Annotated in this window: 8 protein-coding genes; 1 reads left to right on the top strand and 7 read right to left on the bottom strand. The window is 30.5% G+C overall.

Going from position 1 to position 12589, the window contains the following annotated elements; translation table 11 throughout:
• Positions 1-297: 297 nt before the first annotated feature.
• Genes galU through JOC70_RS07695 form a run of 3 tightly spaced genes read right to left on the bottom strand, consistent with a single transcriptional unit; the run spans position 298 to position 4067 of the window.
• Positions 298-1194, bottom strand: coding sequence for a UTP--glucose-1-phosphate uridylyltransferase GalU (gene galU / locus JOC70_RS07705; protein WP_204598299.1), 897 nt, complete (start codon positions 1192-1194; stop codon positions 298-300).
• Between the two features lie 42 nt (positions 1195-1236).
• Positions 1237-2313 carry a tetratricopeptide repeat protein gene (locus tag JOC70_RS07700; protein ID WP_204598298.1) on the bottom strand — a complete coding sequence of 359 codons (1077 nt, stop codon included), beginning with the start codon at positions 2311-2313 and terminating at the stop codon, positions 1237-1239.
• Between the two features lie 20 nt (positions 2314-2333).
• On the bottom strand, positions 2334-4067 hold the full coding sequence (locus tag JOC70_RS07695) for a phospho-sugar mutase (RefSeq protein WP_204598297.1): 1734 nt from the start codon (positions 4065-4067) through the stop codon (positions 2334-2336).
• Between the two features lie 268 nt (positions 4068-4335).
• On the opposite strand from JOC70_RS07695, the gene JOC70_RS07690 reads away from it, so the two are divergent.
• Complete coding sequence (locus JOC70_RS07690; protein WP_204598296.1) at positions 4336-5799, top strand: aminotransferase class I/II-fold pyridoxal phosphate-dependent enzyme; 1464 nt, start codon at positions 4336-4338, stop codon at positions 5797-5799.
• Between the two features lie 104 nt (positions 5800-5903).
• On the opposite strand, the gene JOC70_RS07685 is transcribed toward JOC70_RS07690, so the two are convergent.
• The 4 genes from JOC70_RS07685 to JOC70_RS07670 form a co-directional block, all read right to left on the bottom strand.
• Positions 5904-6722, bottom strand: coding sequence for a metallophosphoesterase family protein (locus JOC70_RS07685; RefSeq protein WP_341534868.1), 819 nt, complete (start codon positions 6720-6722; stop codon positions 5904-5906).
• Between the two features lie 362 nt (positions 6723-7084).
• Positions 7085-9445 carry an endonuclease MutS2 gene (locus JOC70_RS07680; RefSeq protein ID WP_204598295.1) on the bottom strand — a complete coding sequence of 787 codons (2361 nt, stop codon included), beginning with the start codon at positions 9443-9445 and terminating at the stop codon, positions 7085-7087.
• Between the two features lie 21 nt (positions 9446-9466).
• Positions 9467-11821, bottom strand: coding sequence for a U32 family peptidase (locus JOC70_RS07675; RefSeq protein WP_204598294.1), 2355 nt, complete (start codon positions 11819-11821; stop codon positions 9467-9469).
• A gap of 173 nt (positions 11822-11994) precedes the next feature.
• Positions 11995-12585, bottom strand: a complete 591-nt coding sequence (locus JOC70_RS07670) for a DNRLRE domain-containing protein (protein WP_204598293.1) — start codon at positions 12583-12585, stop codon at positions 11995-11997.
• Positions 12586-12589: the final 4 nt, after the last annotated feature.

The raw sequence follows: 12589 nt of genomic DNA, 5'->3' as shown, positions 1-12589 counted from the left end.
GCATAGTTTATAGAAATCTATGATTTCGTTATAAATTAGCACATCTTATCTCTATGAGATGTTTCCTTAATTATTTTACATCATTCAAAAAATTATTCAACTCTTAATATGCCTACATATTAAGAGTTTACCATATAAATAAAGAAATATATATAAATTTTTGCATAATATGATACAAAACCCCTTAATATGCAAATACGCATATTAAGGGATTTCACATAATTTGTATCAATATTTGATTTTTAGTAATTATCAAATGTAATAAAGTGGGTTGTTCTATCATTAGTCTATATTGAATTAACGTTGTCCATATAATTCATTAAATTTTTCACTGTCTTTCAAGTTCAATAAATAATTCATAAATTCTTCTTTTAATTCATCCCTTTTAAGTGCATATTCAACTGTGGCCTGTAAAAATCCTAATTTATCTCCAACATCATATCTTTTTCCATTAAAGCAATATGCGTACATGGCTTCCCCTGAAGATAATGATCTTAATGCATCGGTTAGTTGAATTTCTCCACCCTTTCCAGGTTTGGTATTTTCAAGTATTTCAAATATTTGAGGTGTAATTATATACCTTCCAAGTATTGCTATATTTGAAGGTGCATCTTCTGTTTTGGGCTTTTCTACTAAATCTTTCACCTTATAAACTCTATCTTCTATATAATTTCCCTTTATGATACCATACTTATGAACATCATTTTCTGGAACTTCTTGTACACCAAGTATTGTAGTTTTATATTCATTATAACAATCAATAAGTTGTTTTAAGCATGGAACGCTGCTATCTACCACATCATCACCAAGCATAACTGCAAAAGGTTCATTGCCAACAAAGGTTTTAGCGCATCCTATAGCATGTCCAAGTCCTTTTGGCTCCTTTTGTCTTATATAATATATATCTGCCATATTTGATATGTCATTTACCATGCAAAGTAATTCTTCTTTTCCTGTACTTTGTAATTGGTTTTCTAATTCTATAGACTTGTCGAAATGGTCTTCTATGGCCCTTTTATTTCTACCTGTAATTATAAGTATCTCTTCTATACCTGATGCAACAGCTTCTTCAATTATATATTGTATAGTAGGCTTATCTACTATAGGAAGCATCTCCTTAGGTTGAGCTTTTGTAGCAGGAAGAAATCTTGTTCCAAGCCCTGCTGCAGGTATAATAGCCTTTTTTACTTTCATTACTTCATGTACTTCCTTTCCCTCTTGTGAAGGATAATTTAATTACATATCCTTAAATAAATTATCTATTTCTATTACAATTTCATCGTTAGGATTTAACTTTTTAGCTATATTCAAGTGAAGCTTTGCATCTTCTATTTTACCAGCATCTAAGTAACACATTATAAGATTCGTGCAAATTTCTACAGACTTAGTAGCTTCGAAAGCTCTTCTTAAATAAATTATAGCTTTATCAAAATCTCCCATGGATGCATAATTTATTCCAAGTTCATTTACCACTTCAGGCATAGCACTATCTATATTCAAAGCTTCATTTAAATAATAAATTGCTTTTTCATGCATTGATAAATTCCTATAACATACAGCTATATGATAATATAAAACAGCATCATCATTAAATTCTGAAATAAGAGGCACTAATAGCTTTAATGCTTGAGCTGGATCTTCATAGGAAAGCTTTTTCCCTTTCTCATACTCAACTATATTCTTAAGTGAAAGCTTTAAATCTATAATATCAGCATTTTCTTCTCCACCTCTAGAAATATAGTTATTTAATGCAAATAACGCACCTTCGTAGTCCTTTTCATCTCTTTTCAAAAGCGCTTCATATAAATAAGTAATTGAAAGTTCTTCTAGTATCTCCTTAGTTTTATCGAGTACTGCTTTTTCCTCTTCTATATATTCCTTATCTAAGTTTCTTAATTTATCTGCTAGAATTATTAATTTACTGTAATTTTCCTCATTTTCTTCAACTTGAACTAAGCCCTTTAATAATATATATGCATCTTCAAAATTATTTTTTTCTACAGCTTTGTATATCTTGCCCTTAACAAAATTTATACCCTCATCAAAATTTAATAATATGTTTTTATATATATTATTAAACTTAAAATTATTATCTGCTCCCATTACAAAACACATAGCTTCTAAGAAATATATAACAGGAATTGAATCTACATTCTGGCCTGACTTAACCTTATCTATAATATCTTGAGCTTTTATAGGCATATAGACATTGTCTTCTATATTCATATTAAATATATTGCTTAATCTTTCATTATTTACTTCTAAAAATAGTATATTTGTGAGCTTGTCGGAAAAACGAGATTGTATACCCATAAGCGTTACCTCCTAATATGTTATAAGGTTTGAGCACTATTTACTATATCCATTACATTCTTTTCAAAATCTTTTATTTTTGTTTCAGCTTTCTCAATGCTTTTTTCTTTAACTGATAAATACACTTTCATCTTTGGTTCAGTTCCAGAAGGTCTTACTACAAACCAAGAGCCATCCTCTAGTATAAATTTTAAAACATTAGATTTAGGCAGGTCAATGGTAGTTTCTTGAATATTCGCAATATCTTTTTCTATTCCAAGCTTATAATCAGCCTTTTTAACTATTTTTACTCCTGCTATAGCTGGATTCATGGAATGTCTTAAATATTGAAGTATTTTTTCTATGTTTTCCTGACCTTCTTTTCCAACAAAATCCATAGATATTAAGCTTTCTTTGAAATATCCATATTTATCATAAAGTTTGATTAATCCTTCATATAAGCTTAAACCTTGCTCTTTGTAATATAAAGTCATCTCACATATAAGTGCTGCTGCAATTACTGCATCTTTATCCCTTACAAAATCTCCTGCAAGATAACCGTAACTTTCTTCAAATCCAAATATATAGCTAAACTTTTTGCTTTCCTCAAATTCCTTTATCTTTTCCCCTATATACTTAAATCCAGTTAGCACATTCATTACAGTGATATCAAAATCCTTTGCAATTTCCTCAATCATGTCTGTTGTGACAATGGTCTTTATTACAGTTCCATTGGAAGGCAATTTATTAAGTTCCTTTAATGATGAAAGCATGTAATGAGACAAAAGCAGTCCTACTTGATTCCCAGTAAGAACTTTATACTCTCCCTTATTATCTTTTACTACAGCTCCTATTCTATCACAATCTGGGTCTGTTCCAAAAATAATATCTGCATTTATTTCTTCTGCCATAGTTAATGCGATATCAAATACTTCCTTTTTTTCCGGATTTGGATAAGGTGCAGTTGGGAAAGTGCCATCTGGAGCTTCCTGCTCTTTTACCACATATACATTTGTATATCCTAATTCACTTAATACCCTTCTAACTGGAATATTTCCAGACCCATGAAGAGGCGTATATATAATTTTTAAATCTTTGGCCTTTTCCTTAACTAAATTCTTTCTTATAGTTAACGCCTTTACCTTTTCATAATAGCTTTTATCTACTTCTTCTCCTATTATGTTTATAATATCATTTTTGACTCCTTCGTTAAAATCCATCTTTTTTATTAGTTCAAAATCATCTACATTTTCTATAGAGTTAAGTATATCCTTTGCCTTTTCATCAGTTATCTGTCCTCCATCTTCCCCATATACCTTATATCCGTTATATACTTTAGGATTATGAGAAGCTGTTACACATATACCTGCACTACAATTTAAATGTCTTGTGGTATAGGAAAGCATTGGAGTTGGTCTTAAAGAATCAAATATATATACCTTTATTCCATTGGCCGCTAAAACTTCTGCTGCTGCTTCCGCAAATTCTCTAGACATTATTCTTGAATCGTGTGCAATTGCTACAGACTTATCTTCTGTATAATTTGAATTTAAGTAATTAGCCAGGCCTTGAGTAGCTTTGCTTACAGTATATATATTCATTCTATTTGTCCCTGCACCTATTATTCCCCTAAGTCCACCAGTACCAAATTCTAATTCCCTATAAAATCTATCCTCTAAATCCTTTTCATCTCTAATATCTCTTAACTCTTTCTTTGTTTTTTCATCTATGTAATCAGAATCAATCCATAGATTATACTTGTCTACATATGCCATAATTACCCTCTCCCTTATGTAAATTTAAAGTATATATAAAAATAATTATACTACTCCTTTATTCTAAAAATCTACTTTATACCTCAAGTAATTGTATATATATTTTACCATATAAATTCCAAATTGACACAGTAAAATATTTTTCAATTTATATTGCATTTACCTATCATTTACCTTATAATGATATTGTTTTATAAAAAATCCACGGAAACCATTGAATTGACATAGTTTCACGGGTGTAATTTTGTGAAAGAAGGTGCTTATCAAGGTGTATAAATTAGATCAAAATGAAACTCCTTTATTCGACGCATTAATGGAGTATGTTAATAGAGAGACAATTCCTTTTCACGTTCCTGGCCATAAAAAGGGCATAGGTATGGATGAGGAATTTAAAAATTTTATAGGGATAAATCCATTTAAAATAGATGTAACTGTTTTTAAATTAGTAGATAGTCTGCATCATCCTACAGGCCCTATAAAAAAAGCACAGGAACTAGCTGCAGATGCTTATGGTGCTGATGCAACGTTTTTTTCTATTCATGGAACTTCTGGTGCTATTCAAGCTATGATTATGTCTGTAGTAAAATCTGGGGACAAAATAATAATTCCTAGAAATGTTCATAAATCTATAACTGCAGGTATAATTTTAAGCGGAGCAAAACCAGTTTATATGCAGCCTGAACTAGATAAAACAGTTGGAATAGCTCATGGTGTTACTCCTGAAACAGTAGAAGAAACATTAAAAGCACATCCAGATGCTAAAGCAGTACTTATTATAAATCCAACTTATTATGGGGTGGCTACAGATATCAAAAAAATAGCTGATATAGTTCATAGCTACGACATTCCATTAATAGTAGATGAAGCTCATGGCCCTCATCTTGGATTTAATGAAAAATTACCTATGTCTGCAATTGAAGCTGGAGCTGATATATGTGCTCAAAGTACACATAAAATAATTGGTGCTCTAACTCAATGCTCACTACTCCAAGTATGTTCTAAAAGAGTAGATACTCACAGAGTTAAACAACAATTAAATTTACTTCAAACCACATCACCTTCTTATATATTAATGGCTTCACTTGATTGTGCTAGAAGACAAATTGCTCTGCATGGACGTGAATTATTAGATAATACCATTGAACTTGCAAATTATGCCCGTGAAGAAATAAATAAAATTCCAGGATTTCACTGCTTTGGACGTGAAATTTTAGATAAGCCTGGTGCGTTTGCATTAGATCCTACAAAGATAACTATTACTTGTAGAGAACTCGGCATAACAGGATATGATTTAGATATGATACTTTCAAATAAATATCATATTCAAATGGAACTATCAGACTTATATAATGTACTTGCTGTAGGTTCCTTTGGAGATACTAAAGAAAGTATAAATGCACTTTTAAATGCTTTAAGAGAAATAAGTGGGGACTACTATGGAAAAGGAGAAGCAAAATCTGACTTCATAGATATTCCAGCTATTCCAAGACAAGAGTTAAATCCAAGAGAAGCATTTAATAGTGACAAAGTTTCTCTTCCATTAAAGCAAAGTATAGGAGAAGTTAGCGGAGAATTTCTAATGGCTTATCCACCAGGAATTCCTATATTATGCCCTGGAGAAGTTATAACTAAAGAAATAATAGAATATGTTCAAAGACTTAAAGATACCGGATTGTACGTTCAGGGTACTGAAGATCCTGAAGTTAATTATATAAAAGTTGTAAATCTATAAATAATAGAGGTGCTGTCCTATAGTGATTTTCTAAATCATTCAGGACAGCACCTTGTTTAAATTTATCCATTCCACAGTCATATTTTATTCATCTTTATGATTTATCATTGAATATTGGAGGTGATTTCCTTAGTAAATATCCACTTCTTCTCTTTAATGTCTCTCCCCTTAATAGTAACATTATTACCCTTTATTTCAACATACACACCTTTAATATATCGTTCCCTTCTCCTTCCACTTTTACTGTTTACATCATGAATAATAGTATAATGAACCGCTCCCGTATTAACTATAGTAAATGGTTTATTTAAAATTACACTATTTTCATTTAAATCACTATGACTATGAGATGAAAATAATATTACTTCTGGATATTGTGATAATATTTCTTTAATTTGTTCACTTTGCTTAACACCAATCCAGCCTCCATTACCATAATCTAATGGCTGATGAAGAAACACAAATATTGGCCTTCCCTTTTGATAATTTGCGCCAAGCTTTTCTTCAAACCATTTTAACTGCTTATCTGATATAAACGCTGTTATTGAATTTAATGTTTCAGAATTACCATCTTCAGAGCCTAATGATATAAAATGGTAACCTCTTACCCATGTATCATGATATACATTACTCTCCCCAGCAAATTCAAGATATTTATTTATAAATCCTCGAACTTGCTCTGGTGAATTAATGTTAATATCATATTCAAAAAACTCATGATTACCAATATTTTTGATAATTATTGCAGGCAATAATTTCTTATTTTTATTTAATACATTTTTTATTGATTTATACTGCTTCTCTGAACCTTGATCTACAATATCACCATTTAATACTAATGCATCCATATTAGAGTTTATCTTATATAAGTCCTTGATAGCCTTTTTAAGGCTACCAGTGTTTTCATGGATATCTCCTAACACAGCAAAAGCAAGATCTACATTTGAGGCTCCTTTTGCTGCAGATTCAACGATATTTTTAGATCTATATATGTATATAGATAATATTGTAATTAAAAAAATTACTGTAAATGTAATAATTATTAATTTAATCTTCTTAATTTCTATCCCCTCTGCTTTATAATTGATTTTTTAATTGCTTATATCTTTCCCACTTCAGCTGTATAATAAAACCTAAATCTAAAGATTATTTCTTATATTAATAAATGCTGCCAGTAATTGTATGGTTATAGAAGTGCTTAATGTATTACATTTAGGGGGAATTGAAAAGGTAAGCATATCAGATATGCTTACCTTTTAACTTGCCACTTGCCATGTGGGTGGCACTATTTTAATTCTGCAATTGTTGCCCCTTCTCCGCCTTCTCCATATGCTCCTATTCTATAAGTTTTTACATGAGGATGACGCTTTAACATATCATGTATGGCTTTTCTGAGAATCCCAGTACCTTTTCCATGTATGATTGTTACTGATCCAAGACCTGCCATATATGCTTCATCCAAATATTTATCAGTATTATAAACCGCTTCTTCTGCGTCTAATCCTCTCAAATCTATGGATGATTCTACACTTCTTAAGTTCAATTTAGCTTCTCTCTTTTTAATTTTCTTTTCTTCTTTGCTTATTCCATTAGCTGCCCTTAAATCCTTTACCTTTACGCTTATTTTCATTATACCGGCTTGAACTTGAACTTCTCCTCTATTATCAGGCTTTGTAAGTATAATAACTTTTTGATTTAATGAAGGTAGGAAAACTTCTTCTCCAACATTTACAGTTTTTAATTCTTGCCCTTCATCCTTTTTAATATCCTCTTCCATGCTATCTAACTGATCCATTTTATTTTTAAGCTTTGCTCTTTCACTTTCAAGCTTTTGTCTTGCATCAGAGGAATAACCCATTCTCTCTAATTCTCTTATATTTTTAAGTATAGTATCTGCTTCTTCTTTAGCTTCTCTTAATATATTTTTCCCTTCTCTTTGAGCTTCTCTTAAGGCCTTTTCTCTAGTTCTATCTACGGTATTTAGCTTTTCTTCGTACTTCTCTTTTAAATTTTCAGCTTGAATTTTTAATATTTCAGCCTTACGTGCATCTTCCGCAGCTTTTATACTTTTTTCCTGGAGGCTTTGAATCAAATCTTCAAATCTTAAACTATCACTAGAAATACTTTCTTTAGCATCATCTATTATATAATTTGGAAGTCCCAGTCTTCTAGATATTTCAAATGCATTCGATTTTCCTGGAACACCTATTAAAAGTCTATAGGTTGGTCTTAAAGTTTCCACATTAAACTCCACAGAAGCATTTTCTACTCCTGAAGTTTTAAGTGCATATCCCTTAATTTCGCTATAATGAGTAGTTGCTACTACTTTGGTTTTTCTCTTCCTTAAATTTTCAAGTATAGCTACAGCAAGAGCAGCTCCCTCTGTAGGGTCTGTACCAGCCCCCAATTCATCAAATAATGCTAAGGAGTTTTGATCTGCCTCATCCATAATCTTTACTATATTTGTCATATGAGACGAAAACGTAGATAAGCTTTGTTCAATGCTCTGCTCATCACCTATATCTGCAAATATTTCCTTAAAGAAGCTTACTGTAGAATTTTCCTTTGCAGGTATCATAAGACCACTTAGTGCCATTATATGAAGAAGTCCTACAGTTTTTAAAGTAACAGTTTTCCCTCCTGTGTTAGGTCCTGTAACTATAAGTGATGTGAAGTCCTTTCCTAAATATATATCATTATATACCACTACTTTAGGATCTATTAAAGGATGTCTTGATTCTATTATATCTATTACTCCATCATCATTTACATGAGGACGCGTTGCATTCATGTTACTTCCAAACTTAGCTTTTGCAAATATAAAATCTAGTTCCCAAACTATCTCTGCATTATTTTTAACAGCAAAAATATTATCATATACTTTTCCTGAAAGCTCTTGAAGTATTCTTTCTATTTCAGCCTTTTCCTTTAGCATCAGTTCTTTTATTTCATTATTTAAATTAACTAAACTCATAGGTTCTATAAAGAGTGTTGCTCCAGATGAACTTTGATCATGAACAAGACCTGGTACAGCTCCCTTGTGCTCTGCTTTTACAGGAAGCACATATCTATCTCCTCTAATGGTATATAAGCTCTCTTGAAGATGGTCTGAATGTGCTCTCATAAGTGAATTTACTTTATCTCTTATAGAAGCATTTTTATCTTTTAAAGCTCTTCTTATATTATAAAGAGTTGAACTTGCCTTATCTGATATCTCTTCTTCTCCTATGATAGCATTAAATATTTCATCCTCAAGACTCTTAAGGGGTACAATTCCCTCACATATGTTTTCAATAACCTTATATGCTTCTTCCTCTTCTTTATGAGATACATAATCCTTAAATCTTCTTGCGCTTCTAAGTAGTGCTGCAATCCTTAAAAGCTGTCCCGGCAAAAGTACAGAACCCTTTTCAGCTCTGTTTATTCCTTCTCGTACATCATGTACTCCTTCAAAGGGAGGAGCACCCTTTTTAGTTAAAAGCATTAATGCTTCATGAGTTTCCTCAAGATGCTCTTGAACTTCATATAAACTTTTATAAGGCTCTAAACTTTCGATTAAATCTTTACCTGCTCCAGTTACTGCATAATTCTTAATCATTTCTCTTATTTTATTAAATTCTAATACTCTAAGTGCTCTTTCGTTCATTTCTTAAAACCACCTTATTATTTACTCTACGCCTCTTTTAAAATGTCCCCTTGTGTAATTTTCAAATCCTTCATTCCACTGCCTATCTTGAAGCGCCTTAACTATTTTTACAGTTTCATCGTAACTTTCATCTGTAAAATCTATTCTCATACTATTTATATTTAACTTCTCTAATTCTTTAATATTAGGTATTAAATTTAATGGGACAGAATTTAATATATAGCTTCTGCAAAATTTATCCGTATAAACTGGGAATTTATTTTTCAGTCTATCTATTAATTTAAAATTGCCTCTTTCACAGTAATTGTCGCACTGCTTAGAATCACACTTTCCACCATAAGTACTTCCTATAGGACAATATTCGCTTACCATAACTTCTATTCTTCCATATACAAGCATTGGAAGTCCTGAGCTTATTCTTTTACTTAAAGAATATATTTCCTTTTTATTAAGTTCTACACTAATCAAGCTTCCGTTTATAGTCTTATTAAAGAACTCTAGTGAGTAACTATTAAATATATTTAACTTATAATCTCCAATTATAGGGACAGCACTATTAAACTTATTTATTACTCCAAGGTTTGCAGTTACAATTCCCTTTATATTTTTCAGGTTATCATTAATATATTTTTCTACATAATTAAATTCTTCCTTAATTATGTTTGGAGCCTTTAAATAAATATTTACCTCTTCTTCTAAAAGCCTCTCCATATTAAGTTTGCTGTTTCTTATGAAAGGATTAAATATTATATCTATTTCCCCAAGCTCTTTTAAAGCCTTTAACTGCTCTACAGTTGTTACATAAAACATCTTCTCTGGTACTTCAGCTTTTACATAATCATAACTTAGCTCTTTAAAACTTCTTTCATTAAGCTTTTTATTTTCATTATAGGAATTTATGATTTCATTATGTATTGCTTCTGTAAGCTTTCTTCTCACCTCATTAATAGAGGATACAGGCAAAAATCCTTCTTCAAAAATATTAAATTTGATATTTTTAAATTCAAAAGGAGTATCTCCTGTTTTACTTAAGCTTTCTATGATTTTTTCTTCAGATAATGGTCTTTTTATAGCCTTTTGAACTTCCTCACCCTTTATTATGATTTGTTTATTATTTATATTAGCATATAGCGTTATAGGATTTTCACACTTGAAGTCTATGCTGATATCCACAGATATTTTTCTTTTATAATGATTTGTATAATATTCTTCATAACTTGCCATAAGTTCGTTATCTAAGGTTTTATATATTTTGTCTCCTGAATTATAGTTTTGAGGTAAAAGCGTTACGATATCTCCTTTATAAGCCCTTTCTACTTCTTTACCCTTTACTATAATCTTATTTATAATAAATCCTTTGTCTCCAATTCTTACACCATCTTTTACAGCTATATTTTGTTCAAGTTTTATAGATTTATTATTACTTGTATTTCCTAAGAAAACTCCAGTGTTTTTAGGAAATGAATAAGACATCATGTCTCTTCCTACATTTCCATAAAGATAAGCTTTAGAAAAACCTTCTCTATTAAATAATTGAAGAAGTTTATTATATTCCTGTTCGAATTCAAATTCTTTATTATTATATATACTGTCTATCGCTCTTCTATAAATACTTACTACTCCTGCTACGTATTCAGGTCTTTTCATTCTTCCTTCTATTTTAAGCGAAGTTACTCCACTATTTACTATATCCTTAATATCATTTAAAGTACATATATCCTTAGGACTTAACAGATATCCTTGCTTAGTTTTTTCAGTTCCTTCTTCTTCTAATTTGTATGGAAGCCTGCAAGGTTGAGCACACCTTCCTCTATTTCCGCTCCTGCCTCCTATAAGGCTGCTCATAAGGCATTGACCAGAATAACATATGCACAATGCTCCATGAACAAATATTTCAATATCAGCACCTAATTCATTTGAAATATGTGTTATTTCCTTTAAAGAAAGCTCCCTGGAAAGCACTATCCTCTTAAAATTATGTTTTTTAAGAAATTCTGCTCCCTCTAAATTATGTACTGTCATTTGAGTGGATGCATGTAGTTCCATTTTAGGGATATATTTATTTATTAAGCTTACAAGTCCTAAATCTTGAATTATAAGTGCATCTACTCCAATATTATATAAAAACTTTACATATTCAAGTGCTTCTAAAACTTCATCTTCTTTAAGCAGAGTATTTACTGTAACAAATACTCTAACTCCATATAAGTGGCAGTACTTTACTACCTTTTTCATATTTTCTTCATCAAAATTAGAGGCATAAGCTCTAGCTGAAAACTTACTTCCTCCTAAATATATAGCATCAGCCCCCGCCTGTACTGCAGCTACTAAACTATCCATGTCTCCTGCTGGAGCTAATAATTCTATTTTACTCATTTTCATCTCTCCCATTTGAAATCCTAAGGTTTATTATACAATAATTAACTATAGTAGTTAAGGGTATTTTTCTATAAGTTATTATTCCCCATGTAAATAATAACTTATAGATAATAATTAATATAGTTTTTCAATAAAATAAATTAGCTATTAATAATTATATTAATAGCTAATTATAATTTTTCTTTACCTATAGGAGGTAATATAGAATACTTACAAGAAATAGGAACTGTCTTTATACAACAATTATCTGGATACCTTTTTAAATACATCCTTAAAAATGGAACAAGATATTTATCTTTATTTAGCGCTGAACCATAGGTTATTACTCCTGCTGTTTCACTTCTTCCAAACAAAGTTAACCCCTTATTAGATAAATTATTATTTATCCATTGTAAAATAATAGGAGTTATATTGATTTGTGAATATATCTTATCTTTAGATGTTGAAAATACCATTCCTAATGAAGATTCATAATTAGGTCTATTGTAATAATTTGTATAGGTGCTGAAGTCTTCTAAAAGGGGGTAGATCCAGTAATAATTATCAGCTTCATTTAATGAATTGCCTGTCTTAAATAATACTATTTCAGCTGAATAAACTTCCATATTTGCTGGAATAAGCGGCAATTCAAAATATAAATAACTTATATAATCATATTTTTTTCTCTTACCTATAGTTATAACGTTACTTCTTATATTTGTTTTAGTGTAATTACTTAATAGTGTTAAACTTTTAGATGCTGGAATATCTATTGATGACAACACA

This window comes from Clostridium pascui, assembly GCF_016908015.1.
GTDB lineage: Bacteria > Bacillota > Clostridia > Clostridiales > Clostridiaceae > Clostridium_AK > Clostridium_AK pascui.
The sequence above is the reverse complement of the archived record's forward strand: the minus strand, read 5'-3'. Positions and strand labels throughout refer to the sequence as shown.

Coding starts and splice junctions, on each gene's coding strand:
- galU (WP_204598299.1), bottom strand. CDS start 1,194: ATGAAAGTAAAAAAGGCTATTATACCTGCAGCAGGGCTTGGAACAAGA.
- JOC70_RS07700 (WP_204598298.1), bottom strand. CDS start 2,313: ATGGGTATACAATCTCGTTTTTCCGACAAGCTCACAAATATACTATTT.
- JOC70_RS07695 (WP_204598297.1), bottom strand. CDS start 4,067: ATGGCATATGTAGACAAGTATAATCTATGGATTGATTCTGATTACATA.
- JOC70_RS07680 (WP_204598295.1), bottom strand. CDS start 9,445: ATGAACGAAAGAGCACTTAGAGTATTAGAATTTAATAAAATAAGAGAA.
- JOC70_RS07675 (WP_204598294.1), bottom strand. CDS start 11,821: ATGAGTAAAATAGAATTATTAGCTCCAGCAGGAGACATGGATAGTTTA.